We start from the raw sequence: 25,247 nt of genomic DNA, 5'->3' as shown, positions 1-25,247 counted from the left end.
GGGATGGATAGTAACTCGGGGGAAACCTACGGCCGGCGCCATTGCAGCAAGGAGTAAGGCGGATCCGACTCCGGGTGATGCTCGAAGACCCCTTCGACATCGGCGCCGATTGCAGCCGCCTGTTCGGGATCGCCGAGCAGATTGCCGACCATGCGAATGCCGCCGGCCTGCGGCAGTTCGACAAGCACCGCGATGTAAGGTCCATGCCCTTTCAGCGCCGCATGCGACGGATGCCATACGCGTTCCCAGCTGAAGATCCGGCCGCGCGGCTCGACCTCGGTCCATGCCGGATCGAAGGCGTGACAGCGGTGGCAGAGCCATTCGGGTCCGAACTGCCAAGTGTTGCAGCCGCCGCAGCGTTGCACCAGCAGCTTGCCCTGACGCAATCCTTCCCAGTAAGGCGCAGACAGGCCGTCAGGTTCTGCAACCGGGATCGGCAGACCTGCCGGGAGGTGGCGCGCGCTCGGCTTGCTCATAAGGTGGCCTCCGAACCCAAGATGAGGTTGCTCGCGGGAGAGACCATCGGACCTCCGATGACCATTGCGACGTCGCTGCGTCGAGCCTGGCTCGTCGACGCGCCGCGCACCTGGCGAACCGCTTCCAGCACGAGCTCAAAACCGTGCATGTAGCATTCGGCGAGGTTGCCGCCGCTGGTGTTGAGCGGCAGGCGCCCGGACGGCGCGATCAGGTTGTCGAATGTCAGGAAGTCGTTGGCCTCTTCAGGCTTGAAGAAGCCGTGCTCCGCCAGCGCCATCACGACACCGCCGGTGAAATTCTCGTAGGCCTGGACCACACCGACATCGGACGGCCCTACTCCGGCCATGCGGTAGAGATCAGGGGCAACGGTGTCGAAACTCGCCGTGGCGTAGAGCGGTGCGTTGTGCGCCGTCGCCGCCGCGCGATGTCCGGATCCGAAGGCCGCACCGAGCAGATAGGCCGGCTTGTGCTGGAATTCCGCGGCGCGCTCTGCCGATACCAGCAACAATGCCGCCGCGCCGTCATTTTCCATGCAGCAATCGTGGAGATGGAACGGCTCCACAATCCAGCGCGAGGCATCGTATTTCTCGACGTCCAGCGGCTTGCCGTGCATCACGGCACGCGGGTTGGCCTGGGCATGGTGATAGGAGGCGAGCGCAATCGCGCGCAACGCCTCTTGCCGCACGCCGTGCTCGTGCATGTAGCGCTGCACCCGCATGGCAAAGCGCTGCGGCGGCGCCAGCACACCATAAGGCATCAGGTAGGACCGCTCGCCCGAAACCGTGTGGATCCCGCCCGCCTGTCCGAACCGGCCATATTGGCCCTGCGCCAGCGAGCGGAACACCACGACACAATCGGCGAGGCCCGCGACGATCGCGGCCGCCGCGTTGGCAACCGCAGCACAGCAACCGCCGCCGCCTCCGCCCCATTGCATGGTGGCGGAGCGCAATCGATGCGTCCCGAGCGCCGCGGCCAGCCGCGAGGCCTCGCTGCGATCGTCGCTGTAGGACGAGAAGCCGTCGATCTTGCGCGGATCGAGCCCGGCATCTTCGCACGCCGCCAGAATGGCTTTCAGCGCGAGCTTGAATTCCGGGTCGGGAGAAGCGCCGTGTCGATAATAATCCGTTTCACCGATCCCGATGACAGCCACACGGCCCCGCAGCGTCCGCTCGTCTCGCGCGCGCGCCGTCACGACTTGGCATCCTGTCGCGCGGGCTGGCTGCCGAAAGCCCCGCCTGCGGCGAGGCGCGCAATCTCCGCCTCGTCGTAGTCGAGCAACTCACGCAGGACATTCTCGGTGTGCTGCCCAACGGCTGGTGCGGCAACGGGATCAACGATCGGTGTTCGCGAATAGCGGATCGGCAGGTTCACGTTCGGCACCCAACCCAGCGTCTCGTGCGGGATCCGGGTGACGATCCCGCGCTCCCTTGCCTCCGGGGAACGGATCGCCTCGCCGACGGTGCGCACCTGACCGCAGGGCACCCCCGCCGCCCGCATCCGCGATTGCCAGTGCGACCAGGGCTGCCGGGCAAAGGCATCGCCGAGAATCGCGAACAACTCCTCGCGCCGACGGATTCGATCCGGGCCGGTTGCATAGATCTCAGCCGCCGCGAGATCCTCGCGCTCGACAACCTGCGCCATCAGGCGTTGGAAGATCTTGTCGTTGCCGCAGTTGATATAGAAGGCGCAATCGCTGGCCTGAAACACACCCGACGGACACGTATCCGGACTGGTATTGCCGCTTCGCTTCGGATCGGCATTGTTGAACAACGACTGCATGGTCGCGTAGCCGGTCATCAGGACCGCATTCTCGAACAACGACACCTCGATGGCCTGGCCCTGCCCGCTGCGTTCCCGCGCGAACAGCGCGCCGAGGATCGCATTGCTCGCCATCATCGCGGTGCTGATATCCATCACCGGCGACAATGCCCGCACGCCCTCGCGGTCGGCATAGCCGTTCATCGACACGAAGCCGCTCTCGACCTGCGCGATCGGATCGAAACCGAGCCGGTCCGAAAATGCCCCGTCACGGCCATACGCCGACACCGAGCAATAGATGATCTCGGGCTTGATCTTGCGGCAGCTCTGATAGTCGAGCCCCAGCCGTGCCATCACATCAGCCGAAAAATTCTCGACTAGGACGTCCGCCGTCGCGATCAGCTCGCGCGCGACCTTCAGGCCCTCGGGGGACTTGAGATCGAGGGCGACGCTGCGCTTGTTGCGGTTGGTCCAGAGGAACGGCGCACCGTGCCTGAGATCGGGATGCACCGGGGGATAGCGGCGCAAATCGTCACCGCGGCCGGGCGCTTCGATCTTGATCACCTCGGCGCCCATGTCGGCGAGGATCATGGTCGCAAACGGTCCCGCGATGAAATGCGAGAAATCGATCACCCGGACCCCCTCGAGCGCTCTTGGCGCATCGACGGGGCGCGGCGTGTGCTCGGGGAAGTCGGCTTCAAGCTGATCCAGCATCAGGGCATCCGTCGGTTTGAGAAGAGTTGATCCGAGTGTCGCTGCCGTCGTCGTCAATTGCTCTTCGGCGGCTCGACGAGCGAGCATCCGCCCTGGTCGAGCGGCCGAAACGCCTCCGGCCCTGTGAGCACGCCGACCTGCTCCAGCAGGTCCCACTTGCTCTTCGACGCATTCGGGCTCTTCACTTTGAAGATATACATGTTGTGAATGGCGCGGCCGTCCGCGCGCACCACGACCGGCCCGAACAAGGCGTCGTCGATCGGCTTCTCCTTCAACTTCCGGATCACCGCGGGCGCGTCATTGGTTCCTGCCGCCAACGCTGCGTTCAGATAGGCCAGCACGGAGGAATAGACGCCGGCGTGGAACGCGGTCGGCGATTGTCCGCGCTGACGCTCGCTGAACTTTGCCGACCAGGCACGGCTGGCATCATTGAGGTCCCAGTAGAACGGCTGGGTGATGATCAACCCCTCGCCGACCGCAAGGCCGCTCGACTCGACATCGTTGGTGGTGGTCAGCAGCGCCGCGAAGGTGCGCCCGCTCTGTTTCAGCCCGAACTCGGCGGATTGCTTGATCAGGCTGACCGTGTCGCCGCCTGCGGTCGCGAACGCGATCACGTCTGCGCCCGAGCTATCCGCCTGGAGGATGAACGAGGCGTAGTCCGCATTGTTGATCGGCACATTGACCGACCCAAGAATGGTGCCGCCGCCGGCGCCGATCACGGCCGTGCCGTCGCGCACCATCGACTTGCCGAGCGCATTGTCGGTCGCGATGAAGTACCATTTCTTGCCGCCGTGACGCACGAGATAGGCACCGATCGTGTGCGAGGCCGCCCAGGTGTCGAAGGTCCACTGGATCGTGTTGGGCGAGCAGTATTTCCCGGTCAGATCGGAGGACGCCGCACTCGATGCAATCAGCGCCGCCTTGGTGCCGCGCACGACTTCGTTGACGGCGAGCCCGACGGCCGAGTTCGGCACGTCGGCAACCGCATCGACCTTCTCCTGATCGATCCAGCGGCGCGCGATTGCGGCGCCGACATCCGCCTTGTTCTGGTGGTCGGCCGAGACGATCTCGACCTTGAAATCCGGATGAAGCCGCATGAAGTCTTCGGCGGCCATTTTGGCCGCCGTCACCGAACCTTCGCCGGCATTGTCCGAGTAAGGGCCCGACGCGTCGTTAAGCACGCCGATCTTGAGGGCGCGCGCAGCGTCCGCCGACGCGGGCGAACTGACGCACACGGCCAGCAGGGCCATTCCGGCAATATGCGAGAGATACTTCATTGTTTCCACCCGTCGTCTGTTGTTGTTCTAGAGATCGAGCACGAGCGTGCGGGACTTGGCGCCCGAACAGCAGATCATGACGCTCTTGTTCGCCGCTTGCTCTTCCTTGCTCAGAAACTGGTCGCGATGGTCGGGTGTGCCCTCGAGCACGCGCGTCTCGCAGGTGCCGCACACTCCCTCGGTGCAGGCGTAGTTCGCGGTGATGCCGGCATCCAGCAACGCATCGAGGATCGTCTTGCCGGGCTCGACCGCAATCGTGCGGTTGCTTCGCGCGAGCTTGACGTCGAAGCCGCCTTCGGTAGAGGGCGCTTCGCGCGCCTGGAAGTATTCGACGTGCACGCGATCGGACGGCCGACCGGCCGCCGCCGCCTCGAATGCCGCAAGCATGGGCACCGGGCCGCAACAATAAAGATGCGCGTGGGCCGGTGCGTTTCCGACAATTGCCGGCAGGTCGAACAGACGCCCCGATCGCTCGTCGTCGAAATCGAGATGTATCCTGGAATGAAGATCGGATCGGAATGCATCGAGCTCGTCGAGGAACGCGGCACCAGTGCGCGTCCTCGCGGCGTAGAACAGCTCCCAGTGGCGTCCGAGCGCCTCCAGCCGCCGGATCATGGACAATAGCGGCGTGATGCCGATGCCGCCGGCGATCAGGACCGAATGCTCTGCCGCTTCGTGCAGCGCGAAATTGTTGCGCGGCTCCGAGATCGTCACGATGTCCCCGACCTTCATGGAGTCGTGGACAAAGCTGGAGCCGCCCCGGCTTTCGGCATCCTTGTTGACGGCGATCACATAGCGGTGCCGCTCGCGCTCATCGTTGATCAGCGAATAGCTGCGGATCATGCCGTTCGGCAGATGCAGGTCGATATGGCTGCCGGCGGTGAACGGCCGCAGCTCGCCGCCTGTCCGCGCGATCAGCTCATAGGAATTGATCCGCTCGGCCTCGTAGCCGATGCGTTTGACCAGCACGTCCTGCGTCACGTCAGCCATGGCGGGATGCGCTCACAGCTCGTACCCGAAATCGGCGCCGAGCTTCGCCCGCATGAACGGCGCGCCGACATCGACCCAGGAATCCTCCGGCGGCAGCCGCAGCGACACCGCCCGCACCATGAACACGTCGGGGTCCAGCACACCCTTGGGCTTGATCGCGTGATCGCGATAGGCGCCGAGCGCTTCCAGAATGAAACGCCGCGTCATCGCAATGCCCGTATCGCTCGAGCAGAGCGTCTCCCTGGTGCGATCGAAGATCGGCGAGACACCGCTCTGGCAGGCGCCGTCCTGCACCCAGAGCCCCGGCAGGCCCGAGAACCACGTGGTGCGCTGCGCCTCGTAGTCGAATTGAAAGCCGTTCTGCGGATTGTATTTGGTCCAGTAGCCTGCATACGGAACCGTCACCGGGTGCTGGACCAGCGCGTGGCGGCTGGCATGGCCACTCTCGCGGCCCTTGTGTCCTTCGGCGAAGACCTGCCGCGTTTTCTCCAGCAGCGGCTCCGACGGATGATAGGAGAACATGATGCAAAGTGTGTTCTCGTCATCGATCGGCACCCAGGCGTGCCCGCTCAGATCCGGGAACGGCGACAGCGGGGGCACCAGCGTATAGAACGGCAGCAGGAACTGGTTGACGCGCCAGTACAGCGTGTTGGCATCGTAATTGCGCCGCGCGGCGATGCTCATGCCGAAGTCTTGCTTGATGCATTCGAAGGTCGGCCGCAGGTCGCGCTTCTGGATCCAGGCGCTCGTCGTGCCCTGGGCGTCCAGCCGACCGTGCAGCAGCGGGGCGTGCGCCGAGTCGATCTCGCCCTCGACCGCCTGCAGCCAGTTGCACTCCTGGACGCGAATCGAGATGTGCACCTGCTCGGCTGGCACCAGATTCCATTCGAGGTTCGGCAGCGGCGGAAGCTCGGCCTGGTCGGGACCCATATAGGTCCAGATCATCCCGTTGCGCTCCTTGCAGGGATAGGCCTTGATCCGCACCCGCTCCTTGAGGCGGCTGCGCACCGGCTCGGCCGGCATGTCCGTCACCGCGCCGGTGACGTCGAATTTCCAGCCGTGATAGACGCAGCGCAGCCCGCAATCCTCGTTTCGCGCGAAGATCAGCGGCGCGCCGCGATGCGGACAGGCCTGGTCGACCAACCCGATGCGGCCCTCGGAATCCCGAAAGGCAACCAGATCCTCGCCGAGCAGCCGGATGCGTTTCGGCTGTCCGTCCGTAGCGAGGTCCGCCGACGGCAGGAAGGGAATCCAGTAAAGACGAAACAGATCGCCGAGCGGCGTGCCTTTGCCGACCCTCACCAGGCGTTCATTGTCTTCGCGCGAGAGCATGCGTTGCCTCCTTCAATTGCGTGTGGCCGGGCCCGCCGCACCGCCGAGAAATGCGGCGACACGGTCGGAAAGTCCGAGCTCCTGAGCGGTCCAAAGCGGATCGGATGCGGTGAGCGGCTTGCGTGGCATGGGGGGCTGCTTGCCCTCCTCCACCAGGCCGACGATCAATTCGATGCGCCGCCGCTCGAGCTCCCGCAATGCGTCCTCGACGACGGCGGCTTCCGCCGTGCATCCCGGCAGCTCCGGATAGGCAAGGCGAATCCGCCACTGCCCCGGCTCGGTTTCGACGGCTTCGGCCTCAAGCAGATAGGGAATCGACAGCAGCTCACGCAGGTCCAAGTTCAACCTCCCTGCACGATGTCTTGGCATCGCATTTGATACGTATACGTACTACATTGCCGGATGACTGACAAGGCCGAAAGCAGTTGCATCGTGCCGGGAACAGACCGGGGTGCGGTTCACCGCAGGGTTGAGGACGTCAGGCCAAGCTGCTAACGGCTAACGCGAATTCGCAAAATCGGAGTCCAACGACGGCATGGCAGCCGACAAGAGTATGAAAACGAGTTCGGCGACGGACATTGCGCGCGACTGGCAACTCGAAGGCGGAGTCGGATTTCTGTTGCGGCTGCTGGAGGCCCGCTACGACGGGCTCTATCAGAGCATGACGCGTCAGAGCGACATCACGCCGCGGCAGTTCGGCGTGCTGATGGCGCTGTACCAATTGGGTCCTCTCACCCCCTCGGTGCTGGCGGAGCGGATCAGTTGCGACCGCAACACGCTCAGCGAGATGCTGAAGCGGATGGTTGCACGCCGGCTGGTTTCAAAGAAGAACAATCCGGACGACCGCCGCTCGCTCCAGGTGCAGATCACCGCCAAGGGAGAGGAAGCGCTTCTGGCAGTTATCCCCGCCGCCGCCGAGCTGCAAAACATCATGCTGGCACCCCTGCGCAAGGAAGACCGCGCGCATTTCCTGAAATGCATGCTGGCGATCGCGAAGGCACCGCCGCCGGACGCTCCGTCCGATACCTGAGACCGCCGGCGTCCGGCTGCCTAAGCCTGCGCCCTGCCAAACGTGCCCGCAGCCGCGAGCGCCGCGATTGCGTCCGGCGACAATCCCAGGATCCGCGACAGCAAATCGTCGCGCTGCGCGCCAATCCCGGGAACTTGGCTTCCGATCGACGTATCGGCCCCGGACATCTGCCATGGCGCATTGACGCCGACGAATTCGCCGGCGCCATCCGAGACCGTCCCAAACACGCCCCGTTGACGCAGATGGGCGTCGGTCAGCGCCGCGCCCGGCGTCCGGTACTCGGCGCAGGGAACGCCGGCACGATCCAGCGCCGCGATGCATTCAGCGACGGTGTGGCGCTCGGTCCATTGCTCGATCACCTGCATCATGGCGGTCCAGTTGGCACCACGCGCCGGAATGGTCGCAAAGCGCGAATCGTTTGCCAGTTCGTCCTGCCCCGTCACCTCACATAGCGCCGCAAAATTGCGCGGCGTGACCGGGGCGATCAGGATATCACTATCGCGCGTGCGGACCGGCCCATAGGTCGGACGCGGCGAGCGGATCGGGAATTGCGCTTCCTGGAGCTCGTAGACCAGCAGGTTAAGCATGCAATCCATCAACGCCACATCGACGCGCTGCCCCTTGCCGGTGCGTTCGCGCTGGACCATCGCGGTCTGGATCGCGGAATAGCCGAAGATGCCGCCGAGGATGTCGGCGACAAAGATCGCGCCGGCCGCCGGACGCTCCCGGTCGCCGGCATAGCGCATCAGCGAGATATCGAATCCGCTCTCGGCGTGCACGATCATGGCGTAAGCGGCCCGCTCGGCGGCGGGGCCTGTCTGGCCATAGCCCGAGATCGAGCAATAGATCAGGCGCGGGTTGATCTCGCGAAGCGCATCGTAGCCGAGGCCGAGCCGCTCCATCACACCCGGACGGAAATTCTCGACAACGATGTCCGCCTCCGCGACCATGCGATGCACGAGCTTGACGGCATCGGCGTTCTTCAGGTCCAGCGCCAGGCTACGCTTGCCGGCATTGAGCTGGCCGAAATAGGTGCTGTGGCCTTCGCGCAGCGGCGTCCGCAGCCGCATGTCGTCGCCTTCCGGCGGCTCGATCTTGATCACCTCGGCGCCGACGTCGGCGAGCAGCCGCGCGCAATACGGCCCCGCCACCATGATGGAAAAATCCAGCACCCGCACCCCGGCGAGCGGCGCCCTGTCGCCATCTTTTTTCATCCGATCTCTCCTATCTCGGCAGTCTCAGCGCGCGTTGTGCGATCAGGCTGCGCTGAATCTCATTGGTCCCGATGCTGATGACCCACATCAGCGAATGCCGCAGGTTCTGCTCGAAGCGGCCATTGTCGATCGCGACCGGCATCTGTTCGGACAGCGCGGCGCGCATGCCGAGAATGTCGAGCGCGGCCTCGCCGAATCGCTCCATCAGCTCTCCGGAAAACACCTTGCTGATCGCGCCATATTCCGGCGGCGTCATGCCGTCGGCGGCAAGCTCGGCACAATGCATCATTAATAGACGACCGATCTCGATCTCGGATGCCAGGGTCGCCATCCTGTCGCGGACGATGGGGTCATCGGCGAGAGACCGCTCTCCTTGTCTCGCCATCACATGCAAACGCAGCTGTTCGAAGGCGTGCGCGACCTTCAGGACGATCCCGCCACCGACCAGCCCTCGCTCGAAGGCGAGCGCGCCGGTCAGCACCTTCCAGCCGCCATTGACCTCGCCAACCAAATTCTCGGCGGGAATGCGGACATTGTCGTAGAAGATGTTGGCAAACGTACCGTCATACATGGTGACGGATGGACGGATGGTGATGCCCGGCGCATCCATCGGCACGATGAACATGCTGATGCCGGCATGCGGCGGCCTCGCGTCCCTGTCGGTCCGGGCAGCGAGGAACATGTATTTGCCCCACCAGGTGGTGGTCCAGATCTTCTGGCCGTTGATCACCCAGTGATCGCCGTCCCTGATAGCACTGGTGCGCAGCGCCGCGAGGTCCGAGCCCGCCTGCGGTTCGCTGTAGCCCATGCCGTGCATGGCTTCGCCGCGCAGGATTTCCGGAAGATATTTTTGCTGCTGCTCTGCCGTGCCGAACATCATCAACGCGTTGGCCTGGATCGCCGCACCGATCCGCGGCGCCTCGCCCCGCTCCATCGTCTCCATGAAGGCGATCTGCTCCAGTGGAGAGCGCGCCTGGCCGCCGAACTGCTCCGGCCATCCGAGGCCAATCCATCCGGTCTCGCCGATATTTCGGGCGAAGCTCGCATCGAACTCGCGCTTGGCGAATGGCCTCTGATCGAACGCCTGCTTTGTGTCTCCGGTCCAGTTTTGCGTGAGCCAGAGCCGGACCTGCTCGCGAAACGCATTTCCGGCGGACCCGAGGTCGTATTGCGGCAACCCGGCGCCACCCGCATCCAACAGTCGCGCGGCAAGTCTGCACTTCGCATCCGAGGCGCCGCCGAGCGCGATGGTATCGAGGTGCACGCGCTTGAAGTGGATCGGCGCCTCGTGCTCCTCGGCATAGCCGATCGCACCGAATGTATGCTGGGTCTCCAGCGAGACCTGCCGCAGCGCATTGCCGGAAAACGCCGATGCGCAATCGGCGAAGTAGCGCCAGTCGTCGTCGCCGCCATCATGCAGTCCGGCGGCATGCTCGAGGATCAGCCTGACGCCTTCGAGCGCGATCAGGCAGTTGGCCAGCTTGTGCTGAATGGCCTGGAACTTGCCGATCGGTTGTCCGAACTGATGCCGCTCCTTGGCGTAGTCCACCGCCAGCTCAAACGCCCGCCGCGCCGCGCCGTAAGCGCGCGCGGTCAACGCCGCCTTGCCCTTGATGCGGAGATCGTCCAGATCGACCGTCCCGACGGGAATGCGCATGAGCGGCGCTGCGTTCAGCCTGACCTCGGAGAGCCCCGATGCCCCCATCGCGCGGGTCGCAACGCATTCGACACCGGGACCGCCAAGATCGATCAGCGCAAGATGGGCTTGATCGAGCGCGACCAGAAGATGCGTGGAGCCTCCCGCGGCCTCGACAAAGCGGAGCACACCTGTTGCCCTGAGGTCCATGACCTGGATCGAGCCCGTGCCAGGATCGGGGTCCAGCGCACCAAACGAGAAGGCGATGATCGCCTTCCCGGAATGCAGCCGCTCCAGCAGATCCACCACGACGTCGACCTGCGATCCGGAGATCGCAAGATTGGCGAGCGCCGCAGACCACATCGGCGCCGGGCATCCGGCCCGGCCAAGCTCCGACATGACGACAAGAATCTCGGCGAGTCCGCCTTCGCCACCTTCTGCACCAAGCGCGGCGACGCCCTGCCCGACCAGCTTGCGCCAGATCGCCGACACTTCGTCCGGCGAGGACGACGCCGTTGCGCCGCGCGAACGCCAATGCTCGTCGAGGAAGCCGCGCAAGGAATCGCGCAGCATTCCTGCGACATCGTCATTCGACGCTTCGGTCGCCGTCATTGCCCAGCCCCCGAGCTATGCCTGGCCGAACCTCGGCTTGCGCTTCTCCTTGAACGACATCGTCGCCTCCTTGTGGTCCGCGGTCTCGAACGTCACCTGCTCAAGCGCCATCGAGGCCTCCAGCAGCATGTTCACGCGCTCCTTGACGATCTGGTTGATCGACAGCTTGGTCCAGCGAATGGCCCAGGTCGGACCGTTGGCGAGCTCGACCGCGATCTCGCGGGCCTTGGCCAGTACCTCCGCGCGCGGCGCGACGTGATTGACCAGCCCGATCCGCTCCGCTTCCTTGCCCTTCAGCAGCGTGCCGCGGATCAGGAATTCCTTGGCCTTGTTGATGCCGACCAGCAGCGGCCAGATCACCGTGCCGCCGTCGCCTGCGACCAGACCGACGCGCGAGACGTGGGTGTCGCCGATCCGCGCATCTTCCGCCATCACGGTGATGTCGCAGAGCAGCGCATGGGTCGCCGCCAGGCCGATGGCGTCGCCGTTGATCGCCGCGATGATCGGCTTGTCGAGCTCGAGCTGGCGGGTGACGCCGCGCCGGCTGATCATGGGATCGTGGACTTCGCCCTCCTCGAGCACGTCGCCGCCCGGCCGCTCGGACATCGCCTTCACGTCGCCACCGACGCTGAAGAAGTCGCCGGCGCCGGTCAGCACCACGGCATTGACGGCATGATCGTCGGCGAGGTCGTCCCAGATCGTTCGCAGCTCGCGGATCAGCTTCTGATTGATGGCATTGCGCGCCTGCGGGCGATTCAAGGTCACGGTCGCGACCTTGTCCGCGACCTCGACCGTCAGGCATTCATACTTGGCGTAGTTGGACACGTTTGCCTCCATTGTTATTGCTGTTTGAGTGTTGAATAATTCGCCGGCGCGGCGCGCTACCGGCGCAGCCCGGGCTGCACGTCGGCCAATGCGACGTGAAGCGACATCGCACCCGGATCCTGCTCCAGCATGCGCTGCACGGATTCCAGGTGCGACCGCAGCAGCCGGCTTGCCAGCGCCACGTCTCGTTCGCTCAGCGCCGCCAGGAATTGCCGCCGCTTCTCCGCGAGCCGCGCCATCGCGACCCCGCTGGAAGCGACCTTGGCATAGACGAAGCGCATGTGGATCTCGGTGACCGAATCCACGATCATCGCGATCACCTTGTTGCCGGTCGAGGCCGCCAGCAGCTTGTAGAACTCGCGCGAGCATTCGACCCGATCGAGCAGCCGGCCCTCCTTCGTGGCAAGCTCGGTCCGCTCGATATTGGCTTCCAGCGCATCGAGGTCGGTGCGCCGGGCATTTGCGCATGCCAGCTGCACCACGAGGTCGAGGACGTGGACCCGCGCCTCCGACAATTCCCGCACGGATATGGTCCCGAGGCTCAGCATGTCGCGCATGACCTCGTTCATGCGGCGGGTGTCGCCCTGCTGAATGAAGGCGCCACCCTTGACGCCCTTCTGCAGTCGCAGCACGCCGGCCATCTCCAGGCTGCGCAGCGCTTCCCGCAGCACATTCCGGCTGACGCCGAGTTGCTGGGCGAGTTCGCGCTCGGCCGGCAGCTTGTCGCCGGGCTTCAGCACGCCGAGCGCCAGCTGCTCGCGAATGCGCTCGCAGATCTCCTCGAACGTCCGCCTGGTGTGGATCGGCTTGAATGTCGGCGCGGCCGCGGAGCCGGCCGCACGGAGATCGGTGGCCCGCTCGCGCCGGTTCGGCGAGGCGGTGCGGGGGCGCTGCGGCGTGCGAGGGCTTGACTTGGTGCTCATGCGGTGAATTATTAAATGGATCACCCATTCAATGGAAGCCCCTTTTTGGCTTCCGGCAAAGAAAACAGACGGGGAGCCCGTATGAGTTTTTCCGAGGAGCAGGTCGCCTTCCGCGACAACGTGCGCAGGATGGTCGCAAGGCATGTGGCGCCGATTGCCGCCGAAATCGACGAGACCGACCGCTTCCCGCTCGAACTGGTCAAGCTGTTCGGCGAGATGGGATTGATGCAGCTCTGGGTGCCGGAGCGCTACGGCGGCCCGAACGGCAACCTGACCATGGCCTGCATCGCGCGCGAGGAAATCTCGAAGGTCTCGCCCGCCTGCGCATCGATCGCGGCGCTCAACACCATGTTTATCATGCCGTTGCTGCATTTCGGCTCGGAAGAGCAACGCCAGAAATATTTGCCGATCATCGCCCAGGGCGGCGTGGTTACGGCGATCGCGATCTCGGAGCCGCAGGCCGGCTCCGACGTCGCCGCGCTCAACACCCGCGCCCGCAAGGACGGCGACAGCTATGTCCTGAACGGCCGCAAGCAGTGGTGCAGCTACGGCGTCGTCGCCGACTACATCGTGGTGATGGCGCGGACCAGCGACGGCGCCGGCGCCGACGGAATCAGCGCCTTCATCGTCGAGCCGAAGAAGATGCCGGGCATTACGTTCGGCCGCCACGAGCGCAAGATGGGCTTTCGCGGCGCCCCCAATACCCCGATCTTCTTCGACAATGTCCGGGTCCCGGCCGAAAACCTCGTCGGCGAGGAAGGCAAGGGCTTTCGCGCGTCGATGCGCGCGCTCGACCTCAATCGCCCGACCATCGGCGCCCAGTCGGTCGGCCTCGCGCAAGGCGCGCTCGATGCCTGCGTCGCCTACGCCAAGGAACGCAAGCAGTTCAAGCAACCGATCGCCGAATTCCAGGGCGTGCAGTTCATGCTCGCGGACATGGCGATGCAGATCGAGGCCGCCCGTGCGCTGGTCTATGAATGCGCCCGCGCCGGCGATGCCGGCGACTGGAAGCGGCTCAACGTGCTTGCCAGCATGGCCAAATGCGTCGGCAGCGACATGGCGATGAAGGTGACAACCGACGCGGTCCAGATATTCGGCGGCTACGGCTACACCATGGACTACCCGGTCGAACGCATGATGCGCGACGCCAAGCTGACCCAGATTTTCGAAGGCACCAACCAGATCCAGCGCGTGGTGATCGCCCGCGAGCTGCTGCGCTAGCGCAGATCGATTGCAACAGGAAACGAATTACAGGGAGGAACGACCTTGAACCGCATCATAGACCGGGCGTTGGCAGCTGTCGTGCTGTCAGCCCTGCTGGCGGCGCCTGCCTACGCGCAGAAAGCTTATGGACCCGGCGCCAGCGATACCGAGATCAAGCTCGGCCAATCGACGCCGCTGAGCGGCCCCGCCTCCGCCTTCGGCGCCGGCGCCGGGCGTGCCGTGGTCGGCTATTTCGAGATGCTGAATACGAAGGGCGGCATCAACGGCCGCAAGATCAACTTCACCCAGCTCGACAACGCCTACAGCGCGCCGAAGGCGGTCGAGCAATCGCGCAAGCTGATCGAGGACGTCGGCATTCTGGCCGAGGTCGGTACGATCGGCACCGCGCCCAACGTCGCGATCCAGAAATACCTCAACGGCAAGCAGGTGCCGCAGCTCTTCATCACCGCCGGAGGACGCCGCTTCAACGATCCCAAGACGTTCCCGTGGACAATCCCGCTCTATCCGGACTTCGAAACCGAAGGCCGCGTTGTCGCCAAATACCTCCTGCGCACAAAGCCCGACGCCAGGATCGGCGTGCTCTACCAGAATGACGACTACGGCAAGGATTATCTCAAGGGCCTCCGCGCCGGTCTCGGTCCGAAGGCCGAGCTGATCGTCGCCCAGGTCTCCTACGAACTTGCCGACCCGACGATCGACTCACAGATCGTCCAGCTGAAGGCTGCCGGGGTCGACACGCTGATCGAGCAGTCGTCGTCGAAGGCCGCCGCGCAATCGATCCGCAAGGTCTACGAGCTCGGCTGGAAGCCGCTGCACGTGATCGGCGGCTCCACGGCATCGGTCGAAACCATCCTGAAGCCCGCGGGCCTCGAGGCTTCGAAGGGGCTGGTCACCACGCAATTCCTCAAGCAGCCCGGCGACCCGGCGTGGGCCAATGACGACGAGGTCAAGGCCTACAAGGATTTCCTGAAGACGTACGCAGCTTCGGCCAATCCGGACGACTATTCCGTGCTGGTTGCCTATATGAACGTGCACGCCGTGGAGCTGGCCTTGCGCAAATGCGGCGACGACCTGACCCGCGAAAACCTGATCAAGCAGGCGACGTCGCTGAACGGCGAGCGGCTGCCGATGATGCTGCCGGGCGTCTCGATCAGCACCCGGCCCGGCGACTACACGCCGTTCAGGACCTTGCGGATCGCAACGTTTGATGGCGAGAGCTGGTCGCTGACCGGCGAGCCGCTGTCGGCCGATTGAGCCGGATTGGCGAGAACCGTCATCAGTGGCCTCTCGCCAACGTCAACTCAGGCGCGCAGGCTCGGCAGATCGAGCCCATTGGCGCGGGCGCATTCGATGGCCGTTTCATAGCCCGCGTCGGCGTGGCGCATGACCCCCGTCGCCGGATCATTCCACAGCACGCGCTCGAGCCGGCGCGCCGCTTCCGGCGTTCCATCCGCCACGATGACCATGCCGGCGTGCTGCGAATAGCCGATGCCGACGCCGCCGCCGTGGTGCAGCGACACCCAGGTGGCGCCGCTCGCACAGTTGAGCAGCGCGTTGAGCAACGGCCAATCGGACACCGCATCTGAGCCGTCGCGCATCGCCTCGGTCTCGCGGTTGGGGCTTGCCACCGACCCGCTGTCGAGATGATCGCGGCCGATCACGATCGGTGCCTTGAGCTCGCCGCGCGCGACCATTTCGTTGAAGGCAAGGCCAAGGCGATGGCGGTCGCCGAGACCGACCCAGCAGATCCGCGCCGGCAGCCCCTGAAACTTGATGCGCGCCTTCGCCATGTCGAGCCAGTTGTGCAAATGGCCATCGTTGGGCATCAGCTCCTTGACCTTGGCGTCGGTCTTGAAGATGTCCTCGGGATCGCCCGACAGCGCCGCCCAGCGGAACGGCCCCACGCCGCGGCAGAACAGCGGACGGATATAGGCCGGAACGAAACCCGGAAAGTCGAACGCCTGCTTCAGGCCCATGTCCTTGGCCATCTGGCGGATGTTGTTGCCGTAGTCGAGCGTCGGGATTCCCTGCGCGTGGAAATCCAGCATGGCCTGGACATGATCGACCATCGAGGTCTTGGCCGCGGTCTCGACCGCCTTCGGATCGACGGCGCGCCGCGCCTCCCATTCGGCGAGCGTCCATCCCTTGGGCAGGTAGCCGTTGATCGGATCGTGCGCGCTGGTCTGGTCGGTGACGATGTCCGGGCGCACGCCACGGCGCACCAGCTCCGGAAAGATCTCGGCCGCATTGCCGAGCAGGCCGACCGACACCGGCTTCCGGGTCTTGGCCGCGTCGGCAATGATCGCCAGCGCTTCATCGAGCGTCGTCGCCTGCCGGTCGAGATAACCCGTGCGCAGCCGCATCTCGATGCGGCTCGGCTGGCATTCGACGGCGAGCATCGAGGCGCCGGCCATGGTCGCGGCCAGCGGCTGGGCGCCACCCATGCCGCCGAGGCCGGCCGTGAGGATCCATTTGCCGGCGAGGCTGCCGCCATAGTGCCGGCGGCCGACCTCGACGAACGTCTCGTAGGTCCCCTGCACGATGCCCTGGCTGCCGATGTAGATCCACGAGCCTGCCGTCATCTGGCCGAACATCATCAGCCCCTGGCGGTCGAGCTCGTTGAAATGGTCGAGCGTCGCCCAATGCGGCACCAGGTTCGAGTTCGCGATCAGGACGCGCGGTGCATCCGCATGGGTGCGGAAGATGCCGACCGGCTTGCCGGATTGCACGAGGAGCGTCTGATCGCCTTCGAGCTTCCGCAAGGACGCGGTGATCCGGTCAAAGCTCTCCCAGTCGCGCGCCGCTCGGCCGATGCCGCCATAGACCACAAGCTCGCTCGGACGCTCGGCGACATCGGGATCCAGATTGTTCATCAGCATCCGCAGCGGCGCTTCCGTCAACCAGCTCTTTGCGCTGATGTCGGTGCCGCGGGGAGCACGGATGATACGTTCGTTATCCAGTCGGCGGTTCATGACGGATGTCCCTGTCGGCTAAGCAAGTTTTGGAAACGGATCGGACGAAAGGGCCGCGACCGCGGCCGCCGGCAACGCGTCGGCTTCGATCAGCGACGCGGCCCGCGCGAGATCGTCGGCCATGTAGCGGTCCGCAGCGAGCGCCGGAACGTGCTCGCGCAGCGCGGCAATGACCGCAGCGAGTGGCGCGCTGGTCGCATGCGGGGCGCGCAGCGTGATGCCTTGCGCGGCGACCAGAAGCTCGATGCCGAGGATGGCCGCGAGGTTGTCGGCCATGTCGGACAGCCGGCGCGCGGCGTGCGCGGCCATCGAGACGTGATCCTCCTGGTTGGCGCTGGTCGGCGTGGAATCGATCGAGCACGGCATCGCACGCTGCTTGTTCTCGGCATAGAGCGCCGCCGCTGTCACCTCGGCGATCATGAACCCGGAATTGATGCCGGGCTCGGGCGTCAGGAACGGCGGCAAGCCGAAGTTCAGCGCGGGATCGACGAGGGTCGCGATCCGGCGTTCGCTGGTGGCACCGATCTCCGAGAGCGCCAGCGCGATCTGGTCGGCGGCGAACGCCACCGGCTCAGCATGAAAATTGCCGCCCGAGACGATCTCGCCGGTCTCGACCAGGACCAGCGGGTTATCCGTCACGGCATTGGCCTCAATCGTCAGTCCACGCGCGGCATGTACGAGCAGGTCGAGCACGGCGCCCGCGACCTGCGGCTGGCAGCGCAGGCAATACGGGTCCTGCACGCGCTCGTCGCCTTCGAGATGCGATTGCCTGATGTCGCTGCCGTCGAGCAATGCGGTCAGGGCAGCAGCCGCAGCGATCTGGCCATCATGACCGCGCAGCGATTGAATCTCTGGACGAAACGGCACCGTGGAGGCCATCGCCGCATCGACCGACAGCGCACCGGTTACCAGCGCGGCACACGCCAGACGATGCGCGCGCAGCAGGCCGGAAACCGCATAGGCCGTCGAAAACTGCGTGCCGTTGATCAGCGCAAGCCCCTCCTTGGGACTGAGCGTCAGCGGCGCGAGGCCGGCAGCAGCAAGCGCGTCACGACCCGGCACGACCTTGCCATCAAGGAATGCCTGCCCCTCCCCGATCATGACGGCGGTCATATGGGCGAGCGGCGCCAGATCGCCGGAGGCGCCGACCGAGCCCTGCTGCGGCACCAGCGGCGTGACGCCGCGCGCCAGCATGCCCTGCAACTGCTCGATGACATCGCGGCGCACGCCGGACGCGCCGCGGCCAAGCGAAATCACTTTCAACGCCATCATCAGGCGCACGATCGGTTCCGGCGTGGCTGGGCCTACTCCACAACAATGCGACAGGATGAGATTACGCTGAAGCAGTGCGGTTTGATCAGGCGCGATACGCGTCGAGGCCAGCTTCCCGAAACCGGTATTGATGCCGTACACGGGAACGTCGATATGCGCCGCTTTCGCCACGATCCCCGCGGCTGCCTCGACGGGCGGCCAGAACGACGGATCGAGCGCGATGGGCGCGCCTACGAGCACGCGCGCCAGCACGTCGAGGCCGACCGTTCCGGGCTTCACGACAATCGGGACATCCGGATCGCTCATTGGCCCCTCCACACCCGTCGGTGCAACGGATTGAAGCCGATGCGATAGACCAGCTCGGCGGGGCGTTCGATGTCCCAGATCGCCAGATCACACGATTTGCCAGCCTCCAACGTCCCGATCTCGGCGAGCATGCCGAGCGCGCGCGCTCCCTCCCGCGTCACCCCGGCGAGGCATTCGGCAACGGTCATCCGGAACAGCGTTGCGCCCATGTTCATCGTAAGCAGAAGCGAGGTCAGCGGCGAACTGCCGGGATTGCAGTCGGTCGCCAGCGCCATGTTCACGCCATGGCTGCGGAACAACTCGACCGGCGGCTTCTGTGTTTCACGAATGAAATAGAACGCGCCGGGCAGCAGCACCGCTGTTGTCCCCGCCTTGGCCATCGCGGCAACGCCGGCTTCATCGGTGTGCTCCAGATGGTCGGCCGAGAGCGCGGAGAACTTTGCGGCGAGTGCCGCGCCGTCGAGATTCGACAGCTGGTCTGCGTGCAGCTTCACAGGCAGCCCCAGCGCACGCGCCGCCGCGAACACCCGGACCGTCTGCTCTCCGGAAAATGCGATGCCCTCCATAAAAGCATCGACGGCATCGGCAAGGCCGGCCTCGGCCACCGCCGGCAGCATCTCGTTGCAAACCCGATCGATGTAGCGGTCCTTGTCGCCGTTGGCTTCGGGCGGCAATGCGTGCGCGCCCAGAAAGGATGTGCGGATCGCGACTGGCCGCAAGCGGCCGAGGCTGCGTGCCGCTGTAAGCTGCCGCATCTCGGTCTCGACGTTAAGGCCATAGCCGGACTTGATCTCGACGGTGGTTGCGCCCTCGCCGATCAGCGCGTCCAGCCGCGGCAGTGCGCCGGCGACAAGCTCGGCCTCGGTCGCGCTGCGCGTGGCGGCAACGGTCGAGACGATGCCGCCGCCCGCGCGCGCGATCTCTTCATAGCTAGCGCCTTTCAGGCGAAGCTCGAACTCGTGCGCGCGATTGCCGCCAAAGACCAGATGGGTGTGACAATCGACCAGCCCGGGCGTGATCCAGCGGTCCGCGCAATCGATCCGCTCCACGGCGTCCGCATCCACAGGAAAGTCGGCCCGCGTGCCTGCATATACAATGCGGCCGTCGCGCGCCGCGATCAGGCCGCGCTCGATCTCGCCGAGATCGGCGCGATCGCCGCGCATCGTGGCGAGCCGGGCGTTGTGCCAGATGCGGTCGAAACGCTCTGCCATGCGATCGTCCCCTTAAGGTGGGATGCTTGACTTATATGTCTAGACATATAATCGTGTCGGAGTTCTGTCCAGCCGGCATGGAAAAATGACACGACTGCATTTCGCATTCGCGCTGCTGCCCTCGGGCTGGGCCGATGATGTGCAAATCGTGGTCACCGACGGCGCGATCGCCTCGGTGACGGCAGACGTGCCCCCCGCCGCGGGCGACGAACGTCACCAATTGGCGGTTCCGGGATTGGCGAGCCTGCACAGCCACGCGTTTCAGCGCGGCATGGCCGGCCTTGCCGAACTGCGCGGCAACACCACCGATACGTTCTGGACCTGGCGCGAGACGATGTATCGCTTTGCGCTGACGATGACGCCGGACGACGTCGCGGCCGTTGCGACCCTGCTCTATGTCGAGATGCTCGAGCGGGGCTTTACCCGGGTCGGAGAGTTTCACTATCTCCATCATGATCGGGACGGCTCGCCTTACGCCAATCCGGCCGAGATGGCCGTGCGCATCGCGGAAGCGACCGAGGCCTCCGGCATCGGGCTCACGCTGTTGCCGAGCTTTTATGCCCACGGCACTTTCGGCGGCGCAGCGCCGCATGCCGGGCAGCGTCGCTTCATCTGCTCGGTCGATCAGTTCGCCGCGCTGATGGCGGCCTCGCGCGAGGCAATCCGAACACTCCCCGGTGCCAACATCGGCATCGCTCCGCACAGCCTGCGCGCTGTAGCGCCGGATGAACTCGCGGCGATCATTCCGCTTGCCGGGACGGATCCAATCCACATCCACGCCGCCGAGCAGGTGCGCGAAGTTGAGGATTGCATGGCCTGGTCGGGGCAGCGGCCGGTGCAATGGCTGCTGGAAAACACGCCCGTCGATCGTCGCTGGTGCCTGATTCACGCGACCCACATGACGGAACGGGAAGTCGCTGCGCTCGCCGGCAGCGGCGCCGTTGCCGGCCTCTGCCCGGTCACCGAAGCAAGCCTCGGCGACGGCATCTTTTCGGCGCGCGAATTCCTTGCCGCAGGCGGCCGGTTCGGCATCGGGACCGATTCCAACGTGCTGGTCGGGGTCGCCGACGAACTTCGTCAACTCGAATACGGTCAGCGCCTGAAGCACCGCGAGCGCAACGTGCTCTCCGGACAACCCGGTGCATCCACCGGCCGCGCCCTGTTCGATCACGCGCTCGCGGGCGGCGCGCAGGCCCTGGCGCAGACCAATGCTGGCCTCGTACCTGGCGCGCGCGCCGATATCGTCAGCCTCGATACCGCGCACCCATCCCTGGCGGGACGGTCGGGCGATGCCGTTCTCGACGGCTGGCTGTTTGCGTCCGGAAGCAACGCGATCGACTGCGTCTGGGCCGGCGGCGACAAGGTGGTCACAGCCGGCCGGCACCGGTCGCGCGACAAGGCGCGCGAGCGGTTCAATGCCAGCGTCCGGAGGCTCGTCGCATGAGCCTCGCTTCCGATCGAGCTAAACCGCGCGCAGCCGAAAAGCCGACGCTCTACAAGCGGATCCGGCTCGATATCGAGACACGGATCCTGACCGGCGAATGGCCCCCGGGCCACCGCATCCCCTTCGAACACCAGCTCATGGAGCGCTATCATTGCTCGCGCATGACCGTGAACAAGGCGCTGTCGGAGCTCGCGCAGGCCGACCTGATCGAGCGGCGGCGGCGTGCCGGCTCATTCGTGCGCCGCCCGCAGCATCTGTCGGCGGTGCTCAAGATCGCCGACATGCGCGCCGAGATCACGGCGCTCGGCCGCAGCTACGGCTATCAGCTGATCGATTGCCGGCGACGCACCGCGACCGCAGCCGATCGCGCCCGACTCGGCATGAGCGCGGCCGGCAAGGTGATCGCGATCGCCTGCCGGCACAGCGCCGACAATGTGCCGTTTGCGGTCGAGGACAGGCTGATCGACCTCTCCACGGTGCCGGAAGCCGCGACGGCGGACTTTGCGCGCGAACCGCCGGGATCCTGGCTGCTGCATCACGTGCCGTGGACAGAAGCCGAACATACGATCAGCGCGGTTGTCGCGGACGACCGCACGGCAAAGGCGCTCGACATCGCGGTCGGCGCGCCCTGCCTCGTGATCGACCGCTACACCTGGCGCGGCGCGCGCACGGTGACGGCGGTGCGGTTACATTATCCAGGCGACACGCACCGGCTGGTCGCCCGCTTCAAGGGAGGCTGAGACGGCTTGCGCGGCATGTTTCATGCAATGCATCATGGGCCACCATCCGCCAACGTTTCCGTGCGGCAATCCGCCGCGACTGACGTGAAGACATCACTGGCGTGAAGACATCAACAGGGTTCAATCCATCGTCCAAGGGGTCGACAATCATGCGTTCGTTCAAGCTATTGCCCGCAATCGCAGCCTTGCTCGCGTCCACCGCCGCGTTCGCGGATGACGTCAAGGTCGGCGTCGGCATTTCCGGGTGGACCGGCTTCGCGCCGCTGACGCTCGCCAGGGAGGCCGGCATCTTCAAGAAGAACGGCCTCGACGTGACCTTGAAGAAGATCCCGCAGAAGGACCGGCATCTCGCGATCGCTTCGGGCGACATCCAGTGCGCAGCGACGACCGTGGAGACGTGGATTTCCTGGAACGCCAACGGCGTCGCGACCAAGCAGATCTTCCAGCTCGACAAGAGCTATGGCGCCGACGGCATGGCCGTGCGCAACGACGTCGCCGCGATCAAGGACCTCAAGGGCAAGACCGTCGCGGCATCGGCGCCGGGCACCTCGCCCTACTTCGCGCTGGCCTGGATGCTGAAGAAGAACGGCCTCTCGGTGAAGGACGTCACCGTGGTCAATCTGGAGCCCGCCGCCGCGGCGCAGGCGTTCGTCTCCGGCCAGAACGACGCCGCGATGACCTACGAGCCCTATCTGTCGACCGTGCGCGCCGCCCCCGACAAGGGCAAGATCATCGCGACCACGCTCGACTATCCGATCGTGATGGATACGTTCGGCTGCACACCGAAATTCCTGACCGACAATCCGAAGGCAGCGCAGGCGCTGGCCGACAGCTATTTCGAGGCGCTCGACATGATCGCCAAGGATCAGGCCAAGGCATATGAGATCATGGGCGCGGACGTGAAGCAGTCCGGCGAGCAGTTCGGCAATTCGGCAAAGTACCTGCGCTGGCAGGATAAGGCCGCCAACCAGAAATTCTTCGCCGGCGACTTCCTCACATTCAACAAGGATGCCGCCGAGCTCCTGCTCGAGGTCGGCATCATCAAGGCCGCGCCGAAGGTCGAGGACATCTACGACGCCAGCTTCATCAAGTAACGCAGCCATCATTTCGGCCGGTCCCGCCCCGCGACAAGCCGGGCGGGACTGGCGCATGAGATACGCCTGGACAAATTTGATGCGTCCCCTCGAACCCACAACATCGACGCAGCGCGTGGTCTACGGCCTCGCCTTCTTCGTGCTGTTCGTCGCCCTCTGGTCCTGGGCGACGTTCGGCGGCCATGTGTCGAAGACATTCCTCGCCAACCCGCTCACCATGGTGCAGGAAGGCTATGAGCTGCTCGCCAAGCAGGGCTTCCTGTTCGACATCGGCATGACGATCTGGCGCGTCATCGGCGGCTTTGCCCTTGCCGCCGTCATCGCGGTGCCGATCGGCGTGCTGATGGGCGCCTACAAGCCGGTCGAGGCCTTTCTCGAACCGTTCGTGTCCTTTGCGCGCTATCTGCCGGCATCGGCCTTCATCCCGCTGTTGATCCTGTGGGCGGGCATCGGCGAGCTGCAAAAGCTGCTCGTGATCTTCATCGGCGCGGTGTTTCAGATCATCCTGATGGTGGCCGTGACCGTCGGTGCCACGCGGCGCGACCTGGTCGAAGCCGCCTACACGCTCGGTGCCGGCGACAGCGGCGTCATTCGCCGCGTGCTGCTGCCCTCCGCGGCCCCCGAGATCGCAGAGATCCTCAGGCTGGTGCTCGGCTGGGCCTGGACTTACGTCATCGTGGCCGAACTGATCGGCTCATCGTCCGGCATCGGGCACATGATCACCGACAGCCAGGCGCTGCTCAACACCGGCCAGATCATCTTCGGCATCATCGTCATCGGGCTGATCGGCCTGATCTCCGATTTCCTGTTCAAGGCGTTCAACGCCTGGCTGTTCCCGTGGAAGCTCGCATGACCGCGCTCAGGATCGATCAGGTCTCGCGAACCTTCCCCGCCCGCGCCGGCAACGCGCCGACCCGGGCGCTCGAGCCGACCACGCTCGATGTCGGCGACAACGACTTCGTCACCATCCTCGGCCCGTCCGGCTGCGGAAAATCCACCCTGCTCCGGATCATCGCCGGGCTCGACCGGCCGACCAGCGGACGCGTCACGCTCGATGGGCGTGAGGTCACCGGCCCCGGCGCCGATCGCGGCATGGTGTTTCAGTCCTACACCCTGTTTCCCTGGCTGACCGTGCGCGAGAACATCGCCTTCGGCCTGCGCGAGCGCGGCGTTCAGCAACAAGGGCGCCATGACATCGCCGACGCCTTCATTCGCCGGGTCGGATTATCCGGCTTCGAGAACCACTGGCCCAAGCAGCTGTCGGGCGGCATGCAGCAGCGCACCGCGATCGCCCGGGCGCTGGCCAATGATCCGAAGATCCTGCTGCTCGACGAGCCGTTCGGCGCGCTCGACAACCAGACGCGTGCGCTGATGCAGGAGATGCTGCTCGGGATCTGGGAGCGCGACCAGAAGACGGTGCTGTTCGTCACCCACGACATCGAGGAAGCGATCTTCCTCGGCAGCCGCGTCATCGTGATGAGCGCGCGTCCCGGCCGCATCAAGGCCGAGATCGTGGTCGACCTACCGCATCCGCGCTCCTACAAGATCAAGACCACGCCCGAATTCGTCGCCCTGAAGGAACGGCTGGTCGAGGAGATCCGCACCGAGGCCTTGAAGGTCGCCGAACAGGCCTGACGATCAGCACGCCTCCAGGGCCTTTCCCGTTCCGATTGGATCGGAACGGGGCCCCAGGCCTTTGTCTTGACGCGTTTTCTCAACGCGAACCGGTATCCACTTCGCTCGAAAACGCTCTAGTGGCTGATCATCCAGGGACGCGCGGTCGGAAAGCCCTTGGCGCCGCTCTTGGTCTTGGTCATCAGCCGCGCCGGCTTCTTCTTGCCCGTGGAACAGCAGCCGCAGCCCGGACCATGCGCGGCCTTGTACTGATCGAGCGTCTTCGGCGCGTGCCGGCTCTGCTCATTGGTGGCGTGCGCCTTGCGCTTGTCCGATGGCATGCAGAAGAATGCCGGGGCAGTGAGGATCACGCGCGGCGACGTCGTCTCGCATTGCGGGCAGTCCTGCGGCAGGTCGCATTCAGCCATCGGCCGCATGTCGGTAAACGGGCCGCAATCGTTGCAGAGGTATTCGTAGATCGGCATTTCGTTAATCCTTGCGCAGTCGTGTGTGAAATCTGGCGGCGGATGCGGGGCGGCCAATACGCAGCCGTCCCGCACCCTTCGCGCAGGGATCACTTGA

The 25,247-nt window shown here is 65.2% G+C and carries 23 protein-coding genes; 8 read left to right on the top strand and 15 right to left on the bottom strand.

Annotated elements, in window-relative coordinates; translation table 11 throughout:
* Positions 1 to 26 precede the first annotated feature (26 nt).
* Genes HU230_RS07165 through HU230_RS07135 form a run of 7 tightly spaced genes read right to left on the bottom strand, consistent with a single transcriptional unit; the run spans position 27 to position 6,887 of the window.
* Entirely contained in the window at positions 27 to 476 is a 450-nt protein-coding gene (locus tag HU230_RS07165; RefSeq protein WP_176532296.1) for a Zn-ribbon domain-containing OB-fold protein, read from the bottom strand.
* The gene (locus HU230_RS07160) at positions 473 to 1,669 is read right to left on the bottom strand and encodes a thiolase C-terminal domain-containing protein (protein ID WP_176532297.1); all 1,197 of its coding nucleotides are present in this window, start codon (positions 1,667 to 1,669) and stop codon (positions 473 to 475) included. Before HU230_RS07160 ends, HU230_RS07165 begins: the two co-directional genes overlap by 4 nt.
* On the bottom strand, positions 1,666 to 2,949 hold the full coding sequence (locus HU230_RS07155) for a CaiB/BaiF CoA transferase family protein (protein WP_176532298.1): 1,284 nt from the start codon (positions 2,947 to 2,949) through the stop codon (positions 1,666 to 1,668). The genes HU230_RS07160 and HU230_RS07155 overlap by 4 nt, the downstream gene beginning before the upstream one ends.
* Positions 2,950 to 3,002: 53 nt before the next feature.
* Entirely contained in the window at positions 3,003 to 4,226 is a 1,224-nt protein-coding gene (locus HU230_RS07150; RefSeq protein ID WP_176532299.1) for an ABC transporter substrate-binding protein, read from the bottom strand.
* Positions 4,227 to 4,253: 27 nt separating this feature from the next.
* Positions 4,254 to 5,216, bottom strand: coding sequence for a PDR/VanB family oxidoreductase (locus tag HU230_RS07145; RefSeq protein ID WP_176532300.1), 963 nt, complete (start codon positions 5,214 to 5,216; stop codon positions 4,254 to 4,256).
* Between the two features lie 12 nt (positions 5,217 to 5,228).
* Positions 5,229 to 6,548, bottom strand: a complete 1,320-nt coding sequence (locus tag HU230_RS07140; RefSeq protein WP_176532301.1) for a Rieske 2Fe-2S domain-containing protein — start codon at positions 6,546 to 6,548, stop codon at positions 5,229 to 5,231.
* A 12-nt stretch (positions 6,549 to 6,560) separates the two neighbouring features.
* Complete coding sequence (locus HU230_RS07135; protein ID WP_176532302.1) at positions 6,561 to 6,887, bottom strand: hypothetical protein; 327 nt, start codon at positions 6,885 to 6,887, stop codon at positions 6,561 to 6,563.
* A gap of 214 nt (positions 6,888 to 7,101) precedes the next feature.
* Between HU230_RS07135 and HU230_RS07130 the strand changes: the two genes are divergently transcribed.
* The gene (locus HU230_RS07130) at positions 7,102 to 7,578 is read left to right on the top strand and encodes a MarR family winged helix-turn-helix transcriptional regulator (RefSeq protein ID WP_224943071.1); all 477 of its coding nucleotides are present in this window, start codon (positions 7,102 to 7,104) and stop codon (positions 7,576 to 7,578) included.
* Positions 7,579 to 7,598: 20 nt separating this feature from the next.
* Here the strand turns inward: HU230_RS07130 and HU230_RS07125 are convergent, their stop codons facing one another.
* Genes HU230_RS07125 through HU230_RS07110 form a run of 4 tightly spaced genes read right to left on the bottom strand, consistent with a single transcriptional unit; the run spans position 7,599 to position 12,788 of the window.
* Complete coding sequence (locus tag HU230_RS07125) at positions 7,599 to 8,792, bottom strand: CaiB/BaiF CoA transferase family protein (protein WP_176532304.1); 1,194 nt, start codon at positions 8,790 to 8,792, stop codon at positions 7,599 to 7,601.
* Positions 8,793 to 8,802: 10 nt separating this feature from the next.
* On the bottom strand, positions 8,803 to 11,040 hold the full coding sequence (locus tag HU230_RS07120) for an acyl-CoA dehydrogenase family protein (RefSeq protein WP_176532305.1): 2,238 nt from the start codon (positions 11,038 to 11,040) through the stop codon (positions 8,803 to 8,805).
* Between the two features lie 15 nt (positions 11,041 to 11,055).
* Complete coding sequence (locus HU230_RS07115) at positions 11,056 to 11,865, bottom strand: enoyl-CoA hydratase/isomerase family protein (RefSeq protein WP_224924346.1); 810 nt, start codon at positions 11,863 to 11,865, stop codon at positions 11,056 to 11,058.
* 56 nt (positions 11,866 to 11,921) lie between these two features.
* On the bottom strand, positions 11,922 to 12,788 hold the full coding sequence (locus HU230_RS07110; protein ID WP_176532306.1) for a FadR/GntR family transcriptional regulator: 867 nt from the start codon (positions 12,786 to 12,788) through the stop codon (positions 11,922 to 11,924).
* Between the two features lie 81 nt (positions 12,789 to 12,869).
* On the opposite strand from HU230_RS07110, the gene HU230_RS07105 reads away from it, so the two are divergent.
* Both HU230_RS07105 and HU230_RS07100 read left to right on the top strand, forming a co-directional pair.
* Positions 12,870 to 14,009 (top strand): acyl-CoA dehydrogenase family protein, encoded by a 1,140-nt coding sequence (locus HU230_RS07105; protein WP_176532307.1) that lies wholly within the window; start codon positions 12,870 to 12,872, stop codon positions 14,007 to 14,009.
* Positions 14,010 to 14,063: 54 nt separating this feature from the next.
* Positions 14,064 to 15,266 (top strand): ABC transporter substrate-binding protein, encoded by a 1,203-nt coding sequence (locus tag HU230_RS07100; protein WP_420840881.1) that lies wholly within the window; start codon positions 14,064 to 14,066, stop codon positions 15,264 to 15,266.
* A gap of 47 nt (positions 15,267 to 15,313) precedes the next feature.
* On the opposite strand, the gene hutU is transcribed toward HU230_RS07100, so the two are convergent.
* The 3 genes from hutU to hutI are packed head-to-tail and all read right to left on the bottom strand — an operon-like array spanning position 15,314 to position 19,773.
* Positions 15,314 to 16,984, bottom strand: coding sequence for a urocanate hydratase (gene hutU, locus HU230_RS07095; RefSeq protein WP_176532309.1), 1,671 nt, complete (start codon positions 16,982 to 16,984; stop codon positions 15,314 to 15,316).
* A gap of 18 nt (positions 16,985 to 17,002) precedes the next feature.
* Complete coding sequence (gene hutH / locus HU230_RS07090) at positions 17,003 to 18,562, bottom strand: histidine ammonia-lyase (protein ID WP_176532310.1); 1,560 nt, start codon at positions 18,560 to 18,562, stop codon at positions 17,003 to 17,005.
* Positions 18,559 to 19,773: an imidazolonepropionase gene (gene hutI, locus HU230_RS07085; protein WP_176532311.1), complete on the bottom strand. Its 1,215-nt coding sequence runs from the start codon at positions 19,771 to 19,773 to the stop codon at positions 18,559 to 18,561. Before hutI ends, hutH begins: the two co-directional genes overlap by 4 nt.
* 85 nt (positions 19,774 to 19,858) lie before the next feature.
* Here hutI and HU230_RS07080 point away from each other — a divergent pair, with 85 nt between their 5' ends.
* The 5 genes from HU230_RS07080 (at position 19,859) to HU230_RS07060 (ending at position 24,686) form a co-directional block, all read left to right on the top strand.
* On the top strand, positions 19,859 to 21,217 hold the full coding sequence (locus tag HU230_RS07080) for a formimidoylglutamate deiminase (RefSeq protein WP_176532312.1): 1,359 nt from the start codon (positions 19,859 to 19,861) through the stop codon (positions 21,215 to 21,217).
* Positions 21,214 to 21,957 (top strand): histidine utilization repressor, encoded by a 744-nt coding sequence (hutC, locus tag HU230_RS07075; protein ID WP_176532313.1) that lies wholly within the window; start codon positions 21,214 to 21,216, stop codon positions 21,955 to 21,957. The genes HU230_RS07080 and hutC overlap by 4 nt, the downstream gene beginning before the upstream one ends.
* 149 nt (positions 21,958 to 22,106) lie before the next feature.
* Positions 22,107 to 23,051 carry an ABC transporter substrate-binding protein gene (locus tag HU230_RS07070; protein WP_176532314.1) on the top strand — a complete coding sequence of 315 codons (945 nt, stop codon included), beginning with the start codon at positions 22,107 to 22,109 and terminating at the stop codon, positions 23,049 to 23,051.
* A gap of 79 nt (positions 23,052 to 23,130) precedes the next feature.
* Positions 23,131 to 23,904, top strand: a complete 774-nt coding sequence (locus tag HU230_RS07065; protein ID WP_176532315.1) for an ABC transporter permease — start codon at positions 23,131 to 23,133, stop codon at positions 23,902 to 23,904.
* Positions 23,901 to 24,686 (top strand): ABC transporter ATP-binding protein, encoded by a 786-nt coding sequence (locus HU230_RS07060; RefSeq protein WP_176532316.1) that lies wholly within the window; start codon positions 23,901 to 23,903, stop codon positions 24,684 to 24,686. The genes HU230_RS07065 and HU230_RS07060 overlap by 4 nt, the downstream gene beginning before the upstream one ends.
* 116 nt (positions 24,687 to 24,802) lie before the next feature.
* Here HU230_RS07060 and HU230_RS07055 read toward each other — a convergent pair whose 3' ends face one another.
* Positions 24,803 to 25,150 (bottom strand): FmdB family zinc ribbon protein, encoded by a 348-nt coding sequence (locus HU230_RS07055; RefSeq protein WP_173641971.1) that lies wholly within the window; start codon positions 25,148 to 25,150, stop codon positions 24,803 to 24,805.
* Positions 25,151 to 25,247: the final 97 nt, after the last annotated feature.

The organism is Bradyrhizobium quebecense, from assembly GCF_013373795.3.
In the GTDB taxonomy this organism is placed as follows: Bacteria; Pseudomonadota; Alphaproteobacteria; order Rhizobiales; family Xanthobacteraceae; genus Bradyrhizobium; species Bradyrhizobium quebecense.
This window is presented reverse-complemented; position numbering and strand designations above follow the sequence as displayed.

Excerpts from the sequence above, each read along its gene's own strand:
- HU230_RS07165 (WP_176532296.1), bottom strand. The coding sequence starts at position 476 with ATGAGCAAGCCGAGCGCGCGCCACCTCCCGGCAGGTCTGCCGATCCCG.
- HU230_RS07155 (WP_176532298.1), bottom strand. The coding sequence starts at position 2,949 with ATGCTGGATCAGCTTGAAGCCGACTTCCCCGAGCACACGCCGCGCCCC.
- HU230_RS07150 (WP_176532299.1), bottom strand. The coding sequence starts at position 4,226 with ATGAAGTATCTCTCGCATATTGCCGGAATGGCCCTGCTGGCCGTGTGC.
- HU230_RS07145 (WP_176532300.1), bottom strand. The coding sequence starts at position 5,216 with ATGGCTGACGTGACGCAGGACGTGCTGGTCAAACGCATCGGCTACGAG.
- HU230_RS07140 (WP_176532301.1), bottom strand. The coding sequence starts at position 6,548 with ATGCTCTCGCGCGAAGACAATGAACGCCTGGTGAGGGTCGGCAAAGGC.
- HU230_RS07130 (WP_224943071.1), top strand. The coding sequence starts at position 7,102 with ATGAAAACGAGTTCGGCGACGGACATTGCGCGCGACTGGCAACTCGAA.
- HU230_RS07125 (WP_176532304.1), bottom strand. The coding sequence starts at position 8,792 with ATGAAAAAAGATGGCGACAGGGCGCCGCTCGCCGGGGTGCGGGTGCTG.
- HU230_RS07120 (WP_176532305.1), bottom strand. The coding sequence starts at position 11,040 with ATGACGGCGACCGAAGCGTCGAATGACGATGTCGCAGGAATGCTGCGC.
- HU230_RS07110 (WP_176532306.1), bottom strand. The coding sequence starts at position 12,788 with ATGAGCACCAAGTCAAGCCCTCGCACGCCGCAGCGCCCCCGCACCGCC.
- HU230_RS07105 (WP_176532307.1), top strand. The coding sequence starts at position 12,870 with ATGAGTTTTTCCGAGGAGCAGGTCGCCTTCCGCGACAACGTGCGCAGG.
- hutU (WP_176532309.1), bottom strand. The coding sequence starts at position 16,984 with ATGAACCGCCGACTGGATAACGAACGTATCATCCGTGCTCCCCGCGGC.
- hutH (WP_176532310.1), bottom strand. The coding sequence starts at position 18,562 with ATGAGCGATCCGGATGTCCCGATTGTCGTGAAGCCCGGAACGGTCGGC.
- hutI (WP_176532311.1), bottom strand. The coding sequence starts at position 19,773 with ATGGCAGAGCGTTTCGACCGCATCTGGCACAACGCCCGGCTCGCCACG.
- HU230_RS07080 (WP_176532312.1), top strand. The coding sequence starts at position 19,859 with ATGACACGACTGCATTTCGCATTCGCGCTGCTGCCCTCGGGCTGGGCC.
- hutC (WP_176532313.1), top strand. The coding sequence starts at position 21,214 with ATGAGCCTCGCTTCCGATCGAGCTAAACCGCGCGCAGCCGAAAAGCCG.
- HU230_RS07070 (WP_176532314.1), top strand. The coding sequence starts at position 22,107 with ATGCGTTCGTTCAAGCTATTGCCCGCAATCGCAGCCTTGCTCGCGTCC.
- HU230_RS07065 (WP_176532315.1), top strand. The coding sequence starts at position 23,131 with ATGCGTCCCCTCGAACCCACAACATCGACGCAGCGCGTGGTCTACGGC.
- HU230_RS07060 (WP_176532316.1), top strand. The coding sequence starts at position 23,901 with ATGACCGCGCTCAGGATCGATCAGGTCTCGCGAACCTTCCCCGCCCGC.
- HU230_RS07055 (WP_173641971.1), bottom strand. The coding sequence starts at position 25,150 with ATGCCGATCTACGAATACCTCTGCAACGATTGCGGCCCGTTTACCGAC.